Genomic DNA, 19,347 nt, shown 5'->3' on the forward strand with positions numbered 1-19,347 from the left:
GGGTTCAGTGCATCGGTCACATCAAGCCCCTGCCCCGTCGGCCGCAGGCCTGCGCGGCACCACGATGCGCACGGTAGACAGCTGCAGCACATCGCCATGCTGGTTGCGGGTCTCACTGCGCACCGTGACCATGCCGCGATCGGGCTTGGACTTGGAGGGCTGGATCGCCAGCACCTCGCTCACCACATGCAGCACATCGGTGGCGCGCGTGGGCCGGGGCCAGCTCAGCTCGCCCCCCGCCCCGATGATGCCGCCCGCAATGGGCAGTCCGCTGGTCACCTGCAGGCGCATGGTCACGGCCGCCGTGTGCCAGCCGCTGGCGGCCAAGCCGCCAAACAGCGTGTCACGCGCGGCGGCGTCATCCAGATGAAACGGCTGCGGGTCGAACTGGGCGGCAAAGCTGGTGATCTGCGCTTCATCCATGGCGTGTTCGCCACTTTTGAACTGGTCGCCCACGGCCAGGTCGTCCAGATAGATCGGAGATTTTCCTGCCATGGAGGCGCTGCGGGCGTGGATGTCCGTCATGTCATTGGCTTTCAATCAAGGGGATGGATGCCTTGTGGGCTCAGGCGGCGGAGGCGGCCCGGCGCGCCAATCGCGCCTCGCGGATGGGCAGATTGATCAGTGCCGCGCCCACGGCCAGCACGATGTCGATGTACCAGACCCAGTCATAGCTGCCCGTGGCCTGGAACACGCTGCCGCCCAGGTAGGCGCCAAAAAAGCCGCCAACCTGGTGCGACAGCATCACGATGCCGAACAGCATGGCCATGTTGGCCGTGCCGAACATCTTGGCCACCAGCCCAGCGGTGGGCGGCACGGTGGAGAGGAACGTCACACCCATCACGGCGGCGAAGATCAGCACCACCATGGGTGTCTTGGGCGCGAACAAGAAGACCAGCACCGCCAGGCCCCGCGTGGCATACAGCAGTGCCAACAGCGACTTCATGCGCCAGCGCCCCACGGCCCAGCCCATGGCCAGGCTGCCGACAATGTTGAACAGCCCGATGACCGCCAGTGCCCAGCCGCCCACCTCGGGCGCCAATCCACAGGCAGCAATCACCCCTGGCAGGTGCGTGGCCAGGAAGGCGACGTGAAACCCGCACACCAAGAAGCCCACCGCAAGGTACCGGTAGCTGGGTGTTGCCAGCGCCTGGGCAATGGCCTCGCGCGCGGTCAACGCCTTTTGGCCGGACGCAGCCGCAGCCTGCGCCGCCAGCGCGTTGGAATTGCCCTTGAGCACCCACACCGCAGGCAGCGCCAGCAGCACCAGCACCCCCAGCCACTGCATGGCACTGGCCCAGCCCACCGCAGCGGTCAGGCTGATGGCAATGGGCGCCATCACAAACTGCCCGAACGATCCCCCCGCGTTCACGATGCCACTGGCCAGCCCGCGCTTGCTGGCGGGCACCAGCCGCGCCGTGGCCGCCATCAGCACCGACGGCCCGGCCATGCCCGCGCCGCCTGCGGCCAGCACGCCAATCGCAAAAATCAGCCCGGCCGTGGTCGTCATGTACGGCGTGATGAAAGTGCCCAGAGCCACCAGCGCCACGCCCAGAAGGATCACACGGCCCGTGCCAATGCGGTCGGCCACAGCCCCTGCAAACGGCTGCGTCAGCCCCCACCACAGCTGGCCAAACGCAAAGGCCAGACTGATGCTGCCAATGCCCAATGCTGTGGAGGTGTTGAGCGCCGACAGGAACAGGCCCATGGTCTGGCGCGTGCCCATGGTGAGCGCAAAGGCGCCAGCGGCGGCCAGCAGCACGAGCCACAGTGCCAGTGGCGCGACGGACTTGGCTGCGACCGGAGGGGTGTCGTTATTCGTCATGCCCAGCCTCCTGCACTGGCAGTGCTGCCAGCAAATCGAGCGAGTCGTCCACCAGCGCATGCAGCGCCATCACGCGTTCCACGCCCAGCGTTTCATTCAGCGCGAGTTGCGCAGCCTTCCAGTGGCGCTGCGCCTCGGCACGTTTTTCGCGACCTGCGTCGGTGATGTGGGCCAGGCGGCTGCGAGCATCGGCGCCCGCCTCCAACGTGACCCATCCTGCATCCACCAGAGGGCGCAGGTTACGCGTCAGCGTGGACGCATCCATCTTCATGGCCACCGCCAGGTCGCCCGGGCGGATAGGCCCCAGCGTGAGCACATGCGACAGCAGCGAATACTGCGTGGTCTTGAGCCCGCACTTCGCCATTTCGGCGTCGTAGTGCGCGGCTATGCGGCGCATCAGCTGGCGCAGCTTGAAGTTGGTGCAGCCCCGTGGCAGTACGGGGGCCAGGGTGGTTGGTTCGGCTTGCATGGATTTAATTGTATCTGCAATAATTGCATATGCATCTCATGCATGTAAACCACGCCAACAACCCGGACACCCCCATGACACAGCACAACCAACTGGAACATTGGCTTGCACAAGAGCGCGACATCCTCGCCACCCTGGACGCAGGACCCGGCCCTGGCGTGGCCCGGCGCGAGCAGATCGCCCATCTGAACGGCCTGCAGCAGATGCAGGCCATGCTGCGCGGCGAACTGCCCTACGCCGCCATCGCCAAGACGCTGGACTTCTTGATCGTGGAAGTGGGCGAAGGCACAGCCATCTTCCAGGGCACACCCCGCGCTGAGCACCTCAACCCCATGGGCACCGTGCACGGCGGCTGGTTCGCCACCCTGCTCGACTCGGCCCTAGGCTGCTCCATCCATACGCGCATGGAGCCCGGGCGGGGCTACACCACGGCCGAGCTGGGCATCAACCTGGTCAAGGCCATCACACCCAAGGTGCAGCGCGTGCGTGCCGAAGGCCGCGTGATCCACAGCGGGCGCCAGTTGGCCACGGCCGAAGCGCGCCTCGTGGGGCCGGACGGCACGCTGTATGCCCACGCCACCACCACCTGCCTGGTTTTTGACATGCCTGCACAATCGAAGGGATGAAATTCCTCCACACGATGCTGCGCGTTGGCAACCTTCAACGCTCGATTGATTTCTACACCAACGTCCTGGGCATGCAGCTGCTGCGCCAGTCCGAGAACCCCGAGTACAAATACTCGCTGGCCTTCCTCGGTTTCGAAGGCGGCAACCCCGGCCAGGCCGAGATAGAGCTGACCTACAACTGGGGCGTGGAAAGCTACGAGATGGGCACTGCCTATGGCCACATCGCCCTGGGTGTTCCTGATGCTTACGCGGCGTGCGAGAAGATCAAGGCCTCGGGCGGCAACGTGACGCGCGAAGCGGGCCCGGTCAAAGGCGGCACGACGGTGATCGCGTTTGTGACCGACCCGGATGGCTACAAGATTGAATTGATCCAACGCACCGAGGGGGCTGGTGGCGCAGGCTTGCGTTAACCATCACTATCAAATATATAGCTACTAGCGCATGATGGATAAGCGCTAGAGGAAAATTTGACTCAGTAAAAAACCCGGCACTGCCGGGTTTTTATGGAGCGACCTGCTGCAGGTCACTACACAGGCATCAAGCGCCCAGTGCCACTTCCACGCGGCGCGCTTCGGCGTTGCTGCCGGTGGCGGTGGTTTCTTCAGGCTTCTTCAGCTCGATCTTGTCTTCCGCCACGCCCAGGGCCTTGAGCGCATCGCGCACTGCAAAGGCGCGTTGCTTGGCCAGCTCGGCGTTCAGGACTGCGTCACCCGTGGCGTCGTGGAAGCCGGAGATCACAGCCTTCTTGCCCTCGGCCACACCCTTGACCACATCAGCCAGGACTTCGTCGGCGCCAGGGGCCAGTTCTGCCTTGGCGGTGGCAAAGTAGAACTTCACCACACCGTCTTCCACACGCACGCTGGCTTCTTCCACCACGACCAATGCGGCGGGTGCGCTGTCTGCCAAAGCCGTCTCAGCAGGCTTGGCGGCACCCGAAGTGCCCACGCGCTTGACCACCACGGTGCCGACCACCACCGAGATCACCAGCGCAATGAGTGCGAACAGGAAACCCAGGGCAAAACGTTGTTGGCTATCGTCGTCAGAACTAGACATTGGAGATTCCTGCAGTGATTAAGAAAAAGAATGGATGCTGGGGCCGTAGCGAAACCCGTAAACACAAGTCCCCAGAGCGTTAGAGCAAAGCTTTCGATTGTAGAGTGAACCCATGACGAACCTGCCCGCCCCGCTGCGAGATCCGGCCCCCATGCTGGAGCGCGCCCTGAACGAATGGGGTGGTCACGAAGACCTGTGGATCTTTGGCTACGGCTCGCTCATCTGGCGCCCGGACTTCGACTATGCCGAGCGCCGCCCGGCCAAGGTGCATGGCTGGCACCGGGCGCTCAAGATGTGGAGCCGCATCAACCGGGGCACGCCCGAATGCCCGGGCCTGGTGTTCGGCATGTTGTCGGGCGGCAGTTGCCGGGGCATGGTGTTCCGTGTGGACAAGGCGCATGCGCGGCAGGTCATGATCAACCTGTGGCAGCGAGAGATGATCACCGCCGTGTACGACCCGCGCTGGCTTACCTGCCACACCCCGCACGGCCCGGTGCGCGCGCTGGCCTTCACCCTGTCGCGCAAAAGCCCCAACCACACGGGCGAGCTGCCCGACCACGAGTACTGCCGTATTTTTGAGCAGGCCTGTGGGCGCTATGGCACCACGCGGGACTACGCCCAGGCCACGTATGACGAGCTGCGCAGGCACGGCATCCATGACCGGGCCCTGGCCCGTTTGATTGCGCTGGCCCAAAAAGAGGCATAGTGCACATCTTTGCTGGACGCGCATGGGCCCGACGGGGAGACTGCGCCTCGGTGCCAGGTTAAATACCGGGTGGTTTCATTGTTCTAAGGAGTTTGAGTCATGAAGATCCGTTTCGCTTTTGTCCTGTCATCCGTTACGGCGCTGGCCTTGGCGGGCTGTGCAGCCTATACCTCAGGGCCCAGCGCCACCGCCAAACTCGAACCCACGCGCGGCAACACCACCGCTGGCACGGTCACGTTCGTGCAGTCGGGCGACGTGGTGAAGGTGTCTGGCTCCATCAGCGGTCTCAAGCCCAATGCCGAGCACGGCTTTCATGTGCATGAAAAAGGCGACTGCAGCAGCGGCGACGGCATGAGCACCGGCGGCCACTTCAACCCCGGCGGCAAATCCCACGGCCACCACGGCATGGGCGACCACCACACGGGCGACCTGCCCAGCCTCAAGGCCGATGCCAATGGCGTGGCCAGTTTCAGCTTTGAGTCACGCACGATCCGCGTCGGCAGCACGGCCAATGACATCGTCGGCAAGGGCCTGATCGTGCACCGCGACCCGGACGACTACAAGACCCAGCCCACTGGCAATGCCGGTCCCCGTCTGGCCTGTGCGGTCATTGCCGCCAAGTCATAAACAAAGAGGCTGCTACGGGCTCCTGGGCCTGAACCGCCCCTCCCCCGCAACCCACCCGCCAGAGATGGCCGGCGGGTTTGGTTTTTGGCAGATCAGGCCGGTGGACGGCTGGCAAGGAGGCGTTCGGCGCGCGCCAGATCCTGCACGGTGTCAATGTCCGTCACCGTGCCCTCGTCCTCCACCGCCAGGGTTTGCACCTGCCCTTGCTGAGCAAACTTGCGCACCACGCTGGCGGCACCTTGCTCGCCCGACAGGGCCAGCAGATCCGGCAAGCACTGCGCAGCAAATCCCACGGGGTGGCCGCGCTCGCCGTGAAAGAACGGCACCGTCACCGCCCTCTTCGCCACGGCCTGGGCCAGCATTTGCAGGGTGTCAGGCCGTACCAGAGGCAGATCTCCCGGCAACACCAGCCAGCCTGCTTCATGGGACGTGGCCCGCACCGCCGCCGCAATCGAATCGCCCATGCCAGGATGGCCCACATCCTCCAGGTGCCAGGCCAGCCCGCTGGCGCGCACGGCGGCCAGCGTGTGCTCCAGCACCGGCACCCCCGCCAGCAATGCGCGCAGCTTGTGCACCTGCCCGCCCGATGCCACAAACCGATCGCCCCGGCCGGAGGCCAGCACCAAGACCACGGGAGACGAGGGATCGAGAGACATGGAGATAGGACCTGCGTTGGACAATGAACCGTGCGGCGCACAGCGGGCGAGATTCTAGGCCGTCCGCCGAACTGCGACGGGACTCAAGCCAGCGTATACCCGCCATCCACCACCAGGTTGTGCCCGCTCACAAAGCTGGCTGCATCCGACAGCAAAAACAGCACCGGCCCGACCATCTCGGCTGGGGCTGCCGGGCGGCCAGACACTGATGCCTGCAAGGTACTGCGCATTGCATCCTCGTTGCCAAAGGCGGCCAGTGCCATGGGAGTGACGGTGGGCCCCGGACTCACGGCGTTCACGCGGATGCCTTGCTGAAAATACTCCATCGCCGCATTGCGCGTGAGGCCCAGGGCCGCGTGTTTGCTGGCGGTATAGGCGCTGATGCCATTGAACCCCACCTGGGACGAGATGGACAGGTTGTTCACGATGGCCCCGCCACCCGTCTTCAGCATCGCGGCAATCTGGTGCTTCATTGCATAGAAGATGCCCAATGTGTTGGCCTGCAACACCGCCTGCACATCCGCTGCATTCAGTGTGTGCAAAGGGCCTGCGACCCCCAGGGCACCTGCGTTGTTGAAGGCGCCATCCAGGCGGCCAAAGTGCTGCACTGTGGCCTCGACACTGCGCTGGACGCTGGCCTCATCGGTCACATCCAGGGCCATCACCCAGGCCTGTCCACCGGCGGCACGCACCCGCTCGGCCACCGCTTCGCATTCGGCCGTGCGGCGCGCGGCCAGCACCACATTGGCTTTGTGGCGCCCAAGCGCCACGGCGGTTTCGGCGCCAATGCCCGAAGACGCTCCGCTCACCAGATAAGTTTTTCCGGCCAGATTCCACTCGCTGTTTTGCATGTTTTCTCCTGTGGTGTTGCAAATCAGCGGGAAGCTTATTGTTGAAAATGGAATATATAAATGGCCTGAAAATGCACACATCAATGAACTAAATTCAACAATGAGCCTGGACCTCGCAGATCTCAAACTCCTGAACACCATCGCCCGCCACCTGAACTTTCGGGCCGCCGCGCAAGAGCTGGGCCTTTCAGCCTCGGCCATCAGCCATGCCGTGCGTTCGCTGGAGGAGCGGCTGGGCGTGCGCATGTTCAGCCGCACCACGCGCAGCGTGGCGCTGACGCCAGCCGGGCGCCAGTTGCTCGATCGTGTAGGGCCCGCCTTGCAGGACATTGCTGCGGCCATCGACGACATCAACGTGTTTCGCGACACCCCGCAGGGCCTGCTGCGCATCAATGCACCGCGCTCGGCGGGCGATTTGGTGCTGGGGCCGCTGATTGCACAGTTTCTGGCGCAGCACCCGCAGGCCGAGGTCGAGTTGGTGCTGGACGACGGGTTGGTCGACATCGTCGAAGGTGGCTTTGACGCAGGCGTGCGCTACGGAGAACGCCTGCAGCAAGACATGGTGGCCCTGCCATTAGGGCCGCAGCAGCAGCTGATGGTGGTGGCGTCCCCTGCCCTGCTCGCGGGGGTGGGTGCGCCGCGCAACCCGCGCGATCTGATGCAGATGCCCTGCGTGCGCATCCGCTTTCCGAGCGGAGCGCGCTATGCGTGGGAGTTTGAAAAGGCCGGCGAAAAGATCGCGGTGGATGTGCAAGGCCGCCTGACCGTAGGCGACATGCCGCTCATCCTGCAGGCGGCCTTGGCGGGCGTGGGGTTTGCGTACCTGTACGAACCCTACGCCCGCGAGGCCCTGGCCAGCGGCGCGCTGGTGAGCGTGCTGGACGACTGGTGCCCACCCATCCCGGGCTTCTACCTGTACTACCCCAGCCGCAGGCAGCCCACGGCCACCCTGCGGGCGTTTCTGGAGCTGGTCAAGATGGCCGCTGCATCAGAAGCACCCGGGGGGTGAGGCACCCGCCCCCCGGATGCACGCTGCACTCAAGCCAGCTTGAACGGCAGCTCGCGCGGCGTTTTGCCCGTTAGTTGGGCAATGGCATTCGCAAACGCAGGTGCCAGCGGCGGCAACCCAGGCTCGCCCATGCCCTTCGGTGGATCAGCGCTCGGCACAATGTGCACCGTCACCTGGGGCATGTCGGTGATGCGCGGCACGGCAAAGTCGCCAAAATTGCTCTGCTCCACCACGCCATCCTTCAGCGTGATGGCGCCGCCGGGCAGGCACATCGACAGGCCCATCAGAGCCGCGCCCTGCACCTGGGCTTCCACGCTTTTGGGGTTGACCACCAGATTGCAATGCACGCCGGCCGTGATGCTGTGCAGCTTGGGTGTGCCGTCCTTGACGGACGCCTCGACCACATAGGCCACCACCGATTCAAATGACTCATGCACGGCTACGCCCCAGGCGCGGCCGGGGGCCAGCTTCTTCTTGCCATAGCCCGACTGGGCCACGGCCAGTTGCAGCGCGGCCTTGTGACGCGGGTGTTTGTCGCCCATCAGGGCCATGCGGTAGGCCACGGGGTCTTGTTTGGTGGTGCGTGCGACTTCGTCGATGAGGGTTTCCATGGCGTAGGCCGTGTGGGTGGAGCCCACACTGCGCCACCACAACACCGGCACATTCACATCCGGGTGGTGCACCGACAGTTTCATGGGCACGTTGTACGGCTCCTTCATGCCCTCCACGGCCGTCGCATCAATGCCGTTTTTGACCATGAAGGCCTCGAACGGCGAGCCCTTGGTGATGGATTGGCCGACGATGGTGTGGTCCCACGCCAGGATCTTGCCTTGTGCGTCGAACCCGATCTCGGCGCGGTGCACGTGCATGGGGCGGTAGTAGCCGCCCTTGATGTCGTCCTCGCGGCTCCACAGCGTGCGCACCGGGGCGGTGATGCCCGCTGTGCGCGCCGCCTTGGCCACGCCGCAGGCTTCCACCACGTAGTCGCTGGTGGGGATGGCGCGGCGGCCAAAGCCGCCACCGGCCATCTGGGTGTTCACCTTCACGTTTTGCGGCTGCAGGCCCAGCGTTTTGGCGGCGGCCATCGCATCCAGGCCGGGCATCTGCGTGCCCATCCAGAGTTCGGCCTTGTCACCATCGAGCTTCACCGTGCAGTTGAGGGGCTCCATGGGTGCGTGCGCCAAGTAGGGGAAGACGAACTCGGCGCTGATCTTGTGCGCAGCGCCAGCCAGCGGCGCCATGTCGGCCTGCATGGCCACGTTGCCAGGCTTGGTGGCCAGCTCGCGGTACTGCGCCAGCAGTGCCGTGGTGTCGGGCTTGCCCACCGCGCTGGTGTCCCATTCCACCTTCAGCGCATCGCGGCCCTGCTTGGCGGGCCAGTAACCATCGGCCACGATGGCCACGCCCTCGCCGCCCCGGTCGGTGGGCACGCGCAGCACGGCCTTCACGCCCTTGATGGCTTTGGCGGCGCTGTCGTCCATCGACTTCAGCTTGGCGCCAAACACCGGCGGGCGCGCCACCACGGCCGTCAGCATGCCAGGCAAGCGCACGTCAATGCCGTAGGCCTGCTGGCCGCTCGATTTGGCCTTGGCATCGAGCCGGCCCGTGGGCTTGCCGATGAGGCGGAACTGCTTGGGGTCTTTCAAGGTGACCTTTTCGGGCACGGGCTGCTTCATGGCCGCTTCGGCCAGCGCGCCGTAGCCCAGCTTCTTGCCACCGGGGCCTACGACGAAACCGTTGCTGGTGCGCAGCGCCGAGGCATCCACGCCCCACTGCGCGGCAGCGGCCGAGACCAACATGGCCCGGGTGCGAGCGCCCAGTTCGCGGTACTGGGTGTAGGAGTTTTTGATGGAGTTGGAGCCACCCGTGAGGTGCATGCCCATCATCGGGTCGGCATAGGCCTGGTTGGCATCGCCGTGCACGCTGCGCACCTTGCTCCAGTCGGCATCCAGCTCTTCGGCCAGGATCATGGGCAGGCCGGTTTGCACGCCCTGGCCAAAGTCCAGGCGGTTGATGGTGACGGTGACCGTGCCATCGGCGTCGATACGGACGAAGGCTGAAGGCTGCTCGAACGGCTTGAGGCCTGCGGCCGCTGCCCCGGCGCCCTGCGCGCTGGCCACCAGCGGAAACGCACCCAGCGCAAAACCGGATGCCGCAGACACCTTGAGGAACGTGCGGCGCGCCACGCCTTCGTGGGAGGCTGCGTCTGCTTCTGTATTGATAGCGCCTTGCGCCTGATTCATAAGCGCTACCAGGCCTTTTGGCATATGGGCGCGGGCGGTTTGAGCGTCGAAATGCATAGTGTTCTCCTGCTCGGTGTTCTTAGGCCAGAGTCTTGGCAGCGTCATGGATGGCCGCGCGGATGCGCACGTAGGTGCCGCAGCGGCACACATTGCCCGCCATGGCAGCGTCAATGTCGGCGTCGGTGGGTTTTTTCTTGCCCTGCAGCAGTGCGGTGGCGCTCATGATCTGGCCGCTTTGGCAGTAGCCACACTGGGCCACGTCGTGCTTGACCCAGGCAGCGTGCACGGCCTTGCCCACCTTGTCATTGGTGGTCACCGCCTCGATGGTGGTGATCTTCTGGCCTGCCGCCGCCGAAATGGGCGTGATGCACGAACGAATGGGCGCACCGTTCAGATGCACCGTGCAGGCCCCGCACAAAGCCTGGCCGCAGCCAAACTTGGTGCCGGTCATGCCCAGCGTGTCGCGCAGGGCCCAGAGGATGGGGGTGGATTCATCGGCATCCACAGCCGTATCTTTGCCATTGATGTTGAGGGTGGGCATCGTGGGGTTCTCCGTGGGGAAGGTGTTGTTGTGTGGTGGGAGGCGGTTGAACAGAACGGGATGGTGTCAGCGACGCCATCGGCCATGAAACGGTTGGAGCGTGGTGAGTGGCATTTTTAAGAGAATAAAAATTCGACTAAAAGATCAACCTCGGGTAGACAAATTCATCGCAATCTCCTGCTCAGGCCTTCAGGGCGTCCCAGCACAGCCCAAAAGCCATCTGGTGCACGGCCTCCTCATCGGGCAGCACCTTGGTGCGGATGAGGTTGCCCGTCTCGCGCACAGACCCCACCAGGCTGGCCGTGAGCAGCGGGATGGGCACGGCCTTCAAGATCTCTTGCTGCTGGCCCTCTTCCATCAACGCAAAAAACCCAGCCATCAGGCGGGTCGAGAATTCGCGGTTGCCCTCGGTGAACCAGGGCGAGTTGTAGTACTGCTCCTGAAACACCACCTCGGCATACTGGTCCAGCCGGTGGCGCAGCAGGTTGCCCCAGGCGCGCCGCACGCGGGCGCGGTAGGGCATGCCGGGCACGATGCCCTCCATGATGCGCGCGGCCGTGACCGTCTTGGCATCCTGGTAGAGCTGGCTGATGAGTTCATCCTTGGACGGGTAGTACACATACAGCGTGCTGGTGGCAATGCCCGCCGCGCGGGCAATATCGGCCAGGGTCAGGCCGCTCAGGCCCGTCTGGGCCACCAGTTCGAAGGTGGCCTGGGCAATGGCACGCTGCTTTTCGTCGTCTTTGGGTTTCATCGGTGGGGCAATATAAGCGAATAGTTATTCGACGACAACCAGGGCCACCGAAGACCCCACGTTACCCGGATCCCGCCCGGCCGTCGCCCTCTTTGCAGCCTGCCCGCCGTGGCTGGCAACCGCCCTGCCCTCGCATGCACAATTGGCCCATGACCACCTCCATCGCCGACCTTCGCAAGAGCTACGAGCGCGCCGAACTCAACGAAGACGCCTCGCACGCCGCCCCCCTGCTGCAGTTTGACCAGTGGCTGAAAGAAGCCATCAGTGCCGAAGTGCCCGAGCCCAACGCCATGACCCTGGCCACCGTGGGCAGCGACCTGCGCCCCAGCACCCGCATCGTGCTGATCAAGGGCTATGACGAGCGCGGCATCGTCTGGTTCACCAATTACGACAGCCGCAAGGGCCGCCAGATTGCTGGTAACCCCTACGCAGCCCTGCAGTTCCACTGGGTAGAGCTGGAACGTGTGGTGCGCATCGAGGGCGTGGTGGAAAAGGTCAGCGATGCTGAGAGCGACGAATACTTCAACAGCCGCCCGCTGGATTCGCGCATCGGCGCCTGGGCCAGCCCGCAAAGCCAGGTGATTTCTGGCCGGGGCGTGCTGGTGGCCAATGCCGCCAAGTACGGTGCGCAGTTCATGCTGAAGCCACCCCGCCCGCCGCACTGGGGTGGGTATCGCCTCAAGCCTGATCAGTGGGAGTTCTGGCAGGGGCGCAAAAGCCGGTTGCATGACCGGTTGCGGTACCGTCTGGATTGCGGCGAATGGATGCGTGAGCGGCTGGCGCCCTGACTGCGGCCCACCCAGGGACAACAACAGACCTGCAAGCGGCCAACGATGTTTTCGCACATCTTCATCGGCGTCACCGACTTCGACCGCGCGCTGGCGTTCTACCAGCCCGTGATGGCAGCGCTGGGCATCGCGCCGCGTTTTGTGGATGCCGCCCACCCTTGGGCCGGATGGCAAAGCCACCCCAATCCGCGCCCCCTTTTTCTCATCGGCCGTCCTTTTGAAGGCGAACACGCACCGGGCAACGGCCAGATGACCGCCTTTGCTGCCAGCACCCGCGCGCAGGTGGATGCAGTGCACGCTGCGGCCCTGGCAAACGGGGGGCATTGTGACGGGCCGCCAGGCCTGAGGCCGCAGTACCACGCCAACTACTACGGCGCGTATTTCCGAGATCCGGATGGGAACAAGCTCTGCGTGGCGTGCCACGACCCCCACGACCCCCAAGACGCCTGAGCCCAAGCCACTTCGTCGTATCTTTTCTTCACGTCGCGGCGCCATGAGCATCTCTTGACCTCAAGAGCCTGCGACTTTGAAAAGCCTTTGGCGGATAAAAATTATGATGATCATCATAATTCGTGATACAGTGAGGGCATGAAGAACGCAGCCCCATCACGCAAAGAGCTAAGCCATGAGCGCATCGTGGCGGCGGCGGCGCGTGCCATCAGGCGCAATGGATTCAGCGGAGCGGGCGTTGCGGACATCATGAAGGACGCAGGCCTCACGCATGGTGGCTTCTATTCCCACTTCCCTTCTCGGGAGGCGATGCTTGCGGAAGCCACAGACAGAGCGGGCGCAGAAACCGTTGGGCTCGCCGAGTCTGCAGCTGCGTCGGTTCCAGCCGATCAAGCGCTGGAGGCCATGTTGGGGGCCTATTTGTCGGAACAGCATATCAACAATCCGGATGTTGGTTGCCCTATGGCAGCCCTCAGTTCGGAGCTGGCCCGCCAAGCCCCCGAGGTGCGGCGTGCAGCCACCCGGCGAATGAAAGAAATGGTGGATGTGATCGCACGACAGTTGCCCACCTGGGGTACACCAGAAGCCCACGAGCGAGCACTTTTTCTGGTTGCCACCATGGTGGGAGCCGTTTCCCTGGCGCGCGCCGTAGACGATCCTTCGCTGGCTGGAAGGCTCAGCAAAGCTGCTTTCAAGTACGCCCGCTCCAGTGGTGAAGAGTCGCAAAAATAGCTTCCATTTTTTTGGGGGTTAAATTATGATGAACATCATATTAGAAACTGAGGTGAATTGGAAAAGTCGAAAATCAGCCTATCGAGGGCTTGTTCTCTGGCCTGTTTCGGCGTTCTTGTTTGTGCGGAAATATGATGATCATCATGAAATCTTTTAGCCGTCGAACTTTGAAACGCCCTATTGATTGCATTGACCACCAACCCTTCCACAGCAAACCACGCTGAGTGACTCGCCGAAAAGCCTGGCATTCAGCATTTTCCGAGGCGCGTGAGCCTCATTTCCTAGGAGATATCTACCATGAACACCTTCTCTCGCTTTCTCTCCGTCGCAGTAGCCGCAACGCTCACCTCAGTCGGCGCACAGGCTTCTGAGTTGGACCCGGCGCAATTTGCCACCCAGTTTGAGGGCAACCGCACGCGGGCTGAAGTCGCCGTAGAAGCTGCACAAGTACCCATGACTCGAAGCCAGATTCCTTCGGGCTCCAAAGCCGAGTCTTACAAGTCTGTGGCTGACCGCGCAGCCATCCGGGCACAGGCGGCAGATGCAGTCCGTACTGGCCAGATCTCCTCTGGCGAGACTGGCGCGCGCTAACTTGACGAAGGTGATGCGGTCCTTGTCTCGATCTGAAATATGACGAAAATCATATAAACACAATTTGATCGTCGCCAGTGGGCCGTTCACCAACCTGGATACGCCAGGAGTAAGGAAAACCATGAAAGCATTTGTCATTGATCGCTACAGCAAAAAAGGGGATCTTCGATTGGCCGAGCTGTCAACCCCGGAGCTGCGCGACGACGAAGTCCTGGTCCAGGTCCACGCTGCGGGTGTGAATCTTCTGGACTCGAAGATCCGCAGTGGAGAGTTCAAGCTCATCCTGCCTTACAAACTGCCCCTCGTCTTGGGCCACGACGTGGCTGGCGTGGTCACCCAGGTGGGCCCCCGCGTGCGGCAGTTCAAAGTGGGTGATGAGGTCTACGCACGGCCGGACGACTTTCGCATCGGTACGTTTGCTGAATTTGTGCCGGTGAAAGAGGCCTCGCTGGCGCTCAAGCCAAAGAACATCACCATGGAAGAAGCAGCGTCCCTTCCCTTGGTGGCGCTGACGGCTTGGCAGGCGCTGGTCGAGAAGGCCCAAATCAAAAAGGGCCAGAAGGTCTTTATCCAGGCGGGCTCTGGCGGCGTGGGGACCTTTGCCATCCAGCTGGCCAAGCATCTTGGTGCCACGGTGGCCACGACCACCAGCACGGCCAATGCCGCACTGGTGAAGGCCCTGGGGGCCGACGTCGCGGTGGACTACAAGACGCAGGATTTTGAGGACGTATTGCGCGACTACGACGTCGTACTGAACAGCCAGGACGGCAAGACCCTCGAAAAATCCCTGCGAGTGCTCAAGGGCGGTGGAAAGCTCATTTCCATTTCCGGCCCGCCGGATCCCGATTTCGCAAGCGCGATCAGGGCGTCCTGGTTCGTGAAGCTGGTCGTGCGGCTGCTGAGTGCAGGCGTCAGGCGCAGGGCATTGGCGCGCCGGGTCGGCTATTCGTTCCTTTTCATGAGGGCCAACGGAAGTCAGCTGCGCGAGATCACGCGCCTGGTGGAGGCCGGGGTGATACGGCCTGTGGTGGACCGGGTCTTCTCGTTTGAGTCCACCAACGACGCACTGGCCTATGTCGAATCCGGCCGCGCCAAAGGCAAGGTCGTGATCAAGGTGCGGTAGTCACCCAAAAAGCCAATCAGAGCAAAGCCAAGCAGGGCCCAAGGCAGACATGGCCCGCCTGGCTTGGCTTTGCCCTGCGCAACGAAATCTTGATTTTTGAACTGGAGCTTTTTATGAAGATTGAAAACGCCGTAGCCCTCGTGACGGGCGCCAACCGTGGCATTGGGCTGGCCTTTGCACGTGAACTCTTGAACCGGGGTGCCCGCAAAGTCTATGCAGCCGCCCGAGATCCGGCCTCCGTCACCCTGCCCGGTGTGCAGGCGCTGAAACTTGATGTGACGAAGCCCGACGAAGTCGCCAATGCCGTCGCCCAGGCCGGGGATGTGACCTTGCTCATCAACAACGCGGGCATCGCCCAGCCAGGGGGATTTCTCGCTGACGACAGCGAAGAAGTCGCACGCCGCATCTTCGAGACCAACTTCTTCTCCGTGCTGCGCATGAGCAAGGCGTTTGCGCCCATCCTGAAGGACAACGGGGGCGGTGCCCTGCTGAATGTGCTGTCGGTCGCCTCCTGGGTGAACGGCGGAGAGCTGGCCGCCTACTCCGCCAGCAAGTCTGCCGCCTGGTCGCTCACCAACGCGCTGCGCAACGAGTTGCTGGCCCAGAAAACCCAGGTGCTCGGCCTGCACATGGCGTACGTGGACACCGATCTCACCCGGAGCTTCGATGTACCCAAGTCGAGCCCTGAAAAAATCGTCCAGCGTGCGCTGGACGGCCTTGAAGCGGGTCTGGATGAAGTCCTGGCGGACGAACTCACCATGCTGGTCAAAAACGGCATGACCGCGCCCACGCCGACCTACCTGCACCCCATGGGCTGAGTATGCCCCGATACCCGCCCCTGTGTCTTTGGCCTACCGAAAGCCCGCCATGAACCCCATCCTGAAGAAAACGGCAGCGGCGCTGCTTGCGCTGGCTGCCCCGTTTGCATCCACTCCATCACATGCCCAACAGGCCGTGCCTGGGGGCACCAGGCGCGCCGCGCCAGTAGCCAGCCCAGAGCGGCCAACCTGGGCCACTGCGCCCACCCAGTCCATCTCTGCGGGCGGGCTGGACTTTGCCTACCGCGAACTGGGCAAGCACCACGGCGGGACGCCGCTGATTCTGCTGGTCCATCTGGCGGCGGTGCTGGACAACTGGGACCCCCGCGTGGTGGACGGGTTTGCCGCCCAGCGCCACGTGATCGCGTTCGACAACCGGGGCGTGGGTGCATCCAGCGGCTCGCCATCCAACTCCATGGAGCAGATGGCCGATGACGCGATCACTTTCATCAAGGCCAAGGGCTACCAGCAGGTGGATCTGTTCGGCTTCTCGATGGGCGGAATGATTGCCCAAGAGATCGCCTTGAAGGAGCCCGATCTGGTTCGCAAAATGATTCTCGCTGGCACCGGCCCGGCTGGGGGCGAGGGCATCAGCTCCGTTGCAGGGGTGGCCAATCTGGACCTCTTGCGAGGCCTTTTCACGGGCCAGGACCCCAAGCAGTTCCTGTTCTTCACCCGCACGCCCGGCGGCATCGAAGCCGGCAAGGCTTTCCTGAAACGGCTCTCGGAGCGCACAGACAACCGTGACAAGGACATTACCGTGAGCGCCTACGTGGCCCAGTTGCAGGCCCTGAGCGCCTGGGGCAAGAAGGCGCCCGCCGATCTTTCCCGCATCCGGCAACCAGTGCTCGTCGTCAACGGTGACAACGACCGGATGGTCCCGACGATCAATACGCACGACCTGGCACGGCGGCTACCCAACAGCCAACTGATCATCTATCCCGACGCGGGCCATGGTGGGGTTTTCCAGTTCCACGCCGAGTTCGTCATGAAGGCGCTCGGATTTCTCGCCGTACCCTGACCGACAAGCGGCAGCAGAAAACCGCCGAGCAGATCATCAGCCCATCATATTCAGCCCACCACCCACCGTGTCACCGCCAAAATCACCACCGGCATCGTGACCAACGCCAGCGCCGTAGACACCGCCACACTCGCCGTCACCTCATCCTCGGCCACCGCATAGCGCTGCGCAAACAGGAACACGTTGGCCCCCACCGGCAGCGATGCTGCCACGATCATCACCGCCAGCGGCATGCCCGACAGGCCCAGTGCCCAGCCCAGGGTGGCCAGCACGATGGGGTGCACGACACACTTGACCAGCGCAATGCGCAGGGCGGCCTTGAAGTGGTGGCCGACCTTGGTAAACGCCAGCGTCACCCCCACCAGCAGCAGCGCAATCGGCCCCAGCGCCTGGCCCAGCAGCAGCAGGGGTTTGTCGACCACCTGCGGCACCACCAGCCCGGTCTGCGCAAACAGCAGGCCCGCAATGATGGGCAGCGGCACCGGGTGCACGATACCGTTGCGCACGGCCTGCAGCACGGTGCGCCACATGGGCTGCTGCGCGGAGCCCTCCCGGCCTGCATGCTCGCGCGCGGCGGCCAGTTCAAACACCACGGTGGCGGCGGTCAGCAGGATGAGCGAGTGCACCGAGATCAGCGTGAACAGTGTGACCAGCCCCGCATCGCCAAACACCAGGCCCACCAGCGGCACGCCGATCATCAGCGTGTTGCTGAAGGTGTTGGCCAGCGCCCGCGCCGCGCCCAGGCTGGTAAAGCCCAGCACCGCCAGCGTGGCCGTGTACACCACGCCAAACGCCACAAAGTAGATCCCCACGGGGCCGAAGTTGAGGTCTTCGATGTGCACCGTGCTCATGGTGCGAAACAGCAGCGCGGGCGTGAGCACCATGAACACGAGGTTGGCCAGGTCCTTCACCGCTGCGGCCCGAATCCAGCCGCGCCGCCCCACGTAAAAGCCGATGGCGATGAACAGGATGACGGGGATCAGCGAGGTGAAAACGGGAGAGTTCAAGGTGAAAAACCGGTGGCCGTGCGGTGGTGGAGGCCCGTATTGTGGCCCGGGTCACCACGCTGGCATCCGCTGGTCACTATTGTTTTTGTAGCTGCTTGCGCTTATCCATCAAGCGCCAGGGCCAATTTTTGTTTGAATATTTCATGCCCGGCAGTCGGTGTGCCGGTGCGTGGTGGATTGTCCGTGCCATAGGGCATCTCACCCCGCCACCACCGACACCACCGACACCCCGTGGTCTGCCAGCGTCAGGCTCACCGGTGCGCCCACATCCAGCGGCAGCTCCACCTGGGGCGAAACCACAAAGATCTCGCCCAGCGCGCTCGCAAAGGTGTATTCCATGACGCTGCCCAGGTAGGTGCGTTTGGTCAGCCGGGCGGCCAGCCCGCTGGAGGTGGCGGGGCCTATGACCCAGGCCTCGGGCCGCACGGCGATCTTGACCGGGCCGGGGGCGAGAGATGCTGGCGATGGCACGCGCAAAGGGCCGAGCCTGGCATGGCTGCCAGCCGCCGGGCTTTCCCCATCCGCCGGATTGAGCGCATGGATGTGCCCCTCGAACAGCATGGCCTCGCCCATGAAGCCCGCCACAAATTCGGACGCGGGCTGCTCATACAGCGTGCTGGGCGCTCCGCACTGGGCGATGGTGCCTTTGTTCATCACCACAATCTGGTCGCTGACCGCCAAGGCTTCGCTCTGGTCGTGGGTCACATAGACCACCGTCAAGCGCAGGCGTTGCTGCAGGGCGCGGATCTCTTCGCGCATGGCGCGCCGCAAGCGGGCGTCCAGGTTGGACAGCGGCTCGTCAAACAGCAGCACGGCGGGCTCCAGCGCCAGCGCTCGGGCCAGGGCCACGCGCTGCTGCTGCCCCCCCGAAAGTTCATGGGGCCTGCGCAGGTCCAGGCCCTGCAGGCCCACGGTGTCGAGCATGGCGCGGGCCTTGTCGCGTACCTGCGGCGGGCGCAGGGGCAGCCCGTGCAGGCCGTAGCACACGTTGTCGATCACGTTCAGGTGCGGGAACAGCGCGTAGCTCTGGAACACCAGGCTCACATTGCGCTGTGCCGGGCCGAGGGTGGTCACGTCCTGCCCGTCGATGAAGATGCGGCCTACAGTGGGCGATTCGAGCCCGGCAATCATCCGCAGCGTGGTCGTCTTGCCGCAGCCCGATGGCCCCAGGATGGTGGTGAGCGTGCCACGGGGCACCACAAAGCTGATGTGGTCCACCACCAGTGGGGCGTCGGCAGACGGGCCGTAGCGCTTGCAAACGCTGTGGAACTCAATGCCGTGGGGGGCTGCGGTGTTCGTCATGGTCCGTAGGTTCTGGTTATTGCCATCTCAGTCGCCCGTAGCACTGCCAGGCCCCTGAACCAAGAGACCGGCGCGCCCTGCGCAAGAGCAGCCGAGCAAGGGCCGCCCCGCAGCGAGGGCTGCGTCCCCCCAGGGGGAAGGCGCCGCAGGCGACA

At 63.9% G+C, this 19,347-nt stretch carries 23 protein-coding genes; 12 read left to right on the plus strand and 11 right to left on the minus strand.

Annotated elements, in window-relative coordinates:
* Positions 1-21 precede the first annotated feature (21 nt).
* Genes KW832_RS18700 through KW832_RS18710 form a run of 3 tightly spaced genes read right to left on the minus strand, consistent with a single transcriptional unit; the run spans position 22 to position 2,294 of the window.
* Positions 22-525 (minus strand): MaoC family dehydratase, encoded by a 504-nt coding sequence (locus KW832_RS18700; RefSeq protein WP_255577835.1) that lies wholly within the window; start codon positions 523-525, stop codon positions 22-24.
* A gap of 40 nt (positions 526-565) precedes the next feature.
* Positions 566-1,825 (minus strand): MFS transporter, encoded by a 1,260-nt coding sequence (locus KW832_RS18705; RefSeq protein WP_121420192.1) that lies wholly within the window; start codon positions 1,823-1,825, stop codon positions 566-568.
* Positions 1,815-2,294, minus strand: coding sequence for a MarR family winged helix-turn-helix transcriptional regulator (locus tag KW832_RS18710; protein ID WP_121420191.1), 480 nt, complete (start codon positions 2,292-2,294; stop codon positions 1,815-1,817). Before KW832_RS18710 ends, KW832_RS18705 begins: the two co-directional genes overlap by 11 nt.
* A 74-nt stretch (positions 2,295-2,368) precedes the next feature.
* Between KW832_RS18710 and KW832_RS18715 the strand changes: the two genes are divergently transcribed.
* Both KW832_RS18715 and gloA read left to right on the plus strand, forming a co-directional pair.
* Entirely contained in the window at positions 2,369-2,920 is a 552-nt protein-coding gene (locus KW832_RS18715; RefSeq protein ID WP_121508683.1) for a PaaI family thioesterase, read from the plus strand.
* Positions 2,917-3,330, plus strand: a complete 414-nt coding sequence (gene gloA / locus KW832_RS18720; protein WP_121420190.1) for a lactoylglutathione lyase — start codon at positions 2,917-2,919, stop codon at positions 3,328-3,330. Before KW832_RS18715 ends, gloA begins: the two co-directional genes overlap by 4 nt.
* A 127-nt stretch (positions 3,331-3,457) precedes the next feature.
* Here gloA and KW832_RS18725 read toward each other — a convergent pair whose 3' ends face one another.
* On the minus strand, positions 3,458-3,973 hold the full coding sequence (locus tag KW832_RS18725) for an OmpA family protein (RefSeq protein ID WP_218301107.1): 516 nt from the start codon (positions 3,971-3,973) through the stop codon (positions 3,458-3,460).
* 112 nt (positions 3,974-4,085) lie between these two features.
* Here KW832_RS18725 and KW832_RS18730 point away from each other — a divergent pair, with 112 nt between their 5' ends.
* Together KW832_RS18730 and KW832_RS18735 are read left to right on the plus strand one after the other, a co-directional pair.
* A complete protein-coding gene (locus tag KW832_RS18730) occupies positions 4,086-4,679 on the plus strand; it encodes a gamma-glutamylcyclotransferase (RefSeq protein WP_218301106.1) in 594 nt (197 codons plus the stop codon).
* 99 nt (positions 4,680-4,778) lie between these two features.
* Positions 4,779-5,306 carry a superoxide dismutase family protein gene (locus tag KW832_RS18735; protein WP_176885993.1) on the plus strand — a complete coding sequence of 176 codons (528 nt, stop codon included), beginning with the start codon at positions 4,779-4,781 and terminating at the stop codon, positions 5,304-5,306.
* 92 nt (positions 5,307-5,398) lie between these two features.
* On the opposite strand, the gene KW832_RS18740 is transcribed toward KW832_RS18735, so the two are convergent.
* Together KW832_RS18740 and KW832_RS18745 are read right to left on the minus strand one after the other, a co-directional pair.
* The gene (locus tag KW832_RS18740) at positions 5,399-5,962 is read right to left on the minus strand and encodes an NTP transferase domain-containing protein (RefSeq protein WP_218301105.1); all 564 of its coding nucleotides are present in this window, start codon (positions 5,960-5,962) and stop codon (positions 5,399-5,401) included.
* Between the two features lie 83 nt (positions 5,963-6,045).
* Complete coding sequence (locus KW832_RS18745) at positions 6,046-6,813, minus strand: SDR family NAD(P)-dependent oxidoreductase (protein WP_218301104.1); 768 nt, start codon at positions 6,811-6,813, stop codon at positions 6,046-6,048.
* A 100-nt stretch (positions 6,814-6,913) separates the two neighbouring features.
* Between KW832_RS18745 and KW832_RS18750 the strand changes: the two genes are divergently transcribed.
* Entirely contained in the window at positions 6,914-7,822 is a 909-nt protein-coding gene (locus tag KW832_RS18750) for a LysR family transcriptional regulator (RefSeq protein WP_218301103.1), read from the plus strand.
* Positions 7,823-7,851: 29 nt separating this feature from the next.
* On the opposite strand, the gene KW832_RS18755 is transcribed toward KW832_RS18750, so the two are convergent.
* From KW832_RS18755 to KW832_RS18765, 3 genes are all read right to left on the minus strand, one after another.
* A complete protein-coding gene (locus KW832_RS18755; protein ID WP_218301102.1) occupies positions 7,852-10,122 on the minus strand; it encodes a xanthine dehydrogenase family protein molybdopterin-binding subunit in 2,271 nt (756 codons plus the stop codon).
* 22 nt (positions 10,123-10,144) lie between these two features.
* A complete protein-coding gene (locus tag KW832_RS18760) occupies positions 10,145-10,606 on the minus strand; it encodes a (2Fe-2S)-binding protein (protein WP_055401911.1) in 462 nt (153 codons plus the stop codon).
* A 181-nt stretch (positions 10,607-10,787) separates the two neighbouring features.
* Positions 10,788-11,360: a TetR/AcrR family transcriptional regulator gene (locus KW832_RS18765; RefSeq protein ID WP_121506399.1), complete on the minus strand. Its 573-nt coding sequence runs from the start codon at positions 11,358-11,360 to the stop codon at positions 10,788-10,790.
* A 149-nt stretch (positions 11,361-11,509) separates the two neighbouring features.
* Here KW832_RS18765 and pdxH point away from each other — a divergent pair, with 149 nt between their 5' ends.
* The 7 genes from pdxH (at position 11,510) to KW832_RS18800 (ending at position 16,883) form a co-directional block, all read left to right on the plus strand.
* Positions 11,510-12,148, plus strand: a complete 639-nt coding sequence (gene pdxH, locus KW832_RS18770) for a pyridoxamine 5'-phosphate oxidase (RefSeq protein ID WP_218301101.1) — start codon at positions 11,510-11,512, stop codon at positions 12,146-12,148.
* Positions 12,149-12,193: 45 nt separating this feature from the next.
* Positions 12,194-12,598: a VOC family protein gene (locus KW832_RS18775; protein WP_218301100.1), complete on the plus strand. Its 405-nt coding sequence runs from the start codon at positions 12,194-12,196 to the stop codon at positions 12,596-12,598.
* A 138-nt stretch (positions 12,599-12,736) separates the two neighbouring features.
* Positions 12,737-13,330: a TetR/AcrR family transcriptional regulator gene (locus tag KW832_RS18780; RefSeq protein ID WP_121420177.1), complete on the plus strand. Its 594-nt coding sequence runs from the start codon at positions 12,737-12,739 to the stop codon at positions 13,328-13,330.
* 297 nt (positions 13,331-13,627) lie between these two features.
* Positions 13,628-13,921: a hypothetical protein gene (locus tag KW832_RS18785; protein WP_218301099.1), complete on the plus strand. Its 294-nt coding sequence runs from the start codon at positions 13,628-13,630 to the stop codon at positions 13,919-13,921.
* A gap of 121 nt (positions 13,922-14,042) precedes the next feature.
* Positions 14,043-15,044, plus strand: a complete 1,002-nt coding sequence (locus KW832_RS18790) for an NADP-dependent oxidoreductase (RefSeq protein WP_218301098.1) — start codon at positions 14,043-14,045, stop codon at positions 15,042-15,044.
* Positions 15,045-15,157: 113 nt separating this feature from the next.
* On the plus strand, positions 15,158-15,862 hold the full coding sequence (locus tag KW832_RS18795) for an SDR family oxidoreductase (protein ID WP_218301097.1): 705 nt from the start codon (positions 15,158-15,160) through the stop codon (positions 15,860-15,862).
* Positions 15,863-15,911: 49 nt separating this feature from the next.
* Entirely contained in the window at positions 15,912-16,883 is a 972-nt protein-coding gene (locus KW832_RS18800) for an alpha/beta fold hydrolase (protein ID WP_218301096.1), read from the plus strand.
* Positions 16,884-16,933: 50 nt separating this feature from the next.
* Here the strand turns inward: KW832_RS18800 and KW832_RS18805 are convergent, their stop codons facing one another.
* Both KW832_RS18805 and KW832_RS18810 read right to left on the minus strand, forming a co-directional pair.
* Positions 16,934-17,890 carry an AEC family transporter gene (locus tag KW832_RS18805; RefSeq protein ID WP_218301095.1) on the minus strand — a complete coding sequence of 319 codons (957 nt, stop codon included), beginning with the start codon at positions 17,888-17,890 and terminating at the stop codon, positions 16,934-16,936.
* A gap of 198 nt (positions 17,891-18,088) precedes the next feature.
* The gene (locus tag KW832_RS18810; protein ID WP_218301094.1) at positions 18,089-19,192 is read right to left on the minus strand and encodes an ABC transporter ATP-binding protein; all 1,104 of its coding nucleotides are present in this window, start codon (positions 19,190-19,192) and stop codon (positions 18,089-18,091) included.
* Positions 19,193-19,347 lie beyond the last annotated feature (155 nt).

Origin of the sequence: Acidovorax sp. sif0632 (assembly GCF_019218805.1) — a bacterium.
Taxonomy (GTDB): domain Bacteria; phylum Pseudomonadota; class Gammaproteobacteria; order Burkholderiales; family Burkholderiaceae_C; genus Acidovorax; species Acidovorax facilis.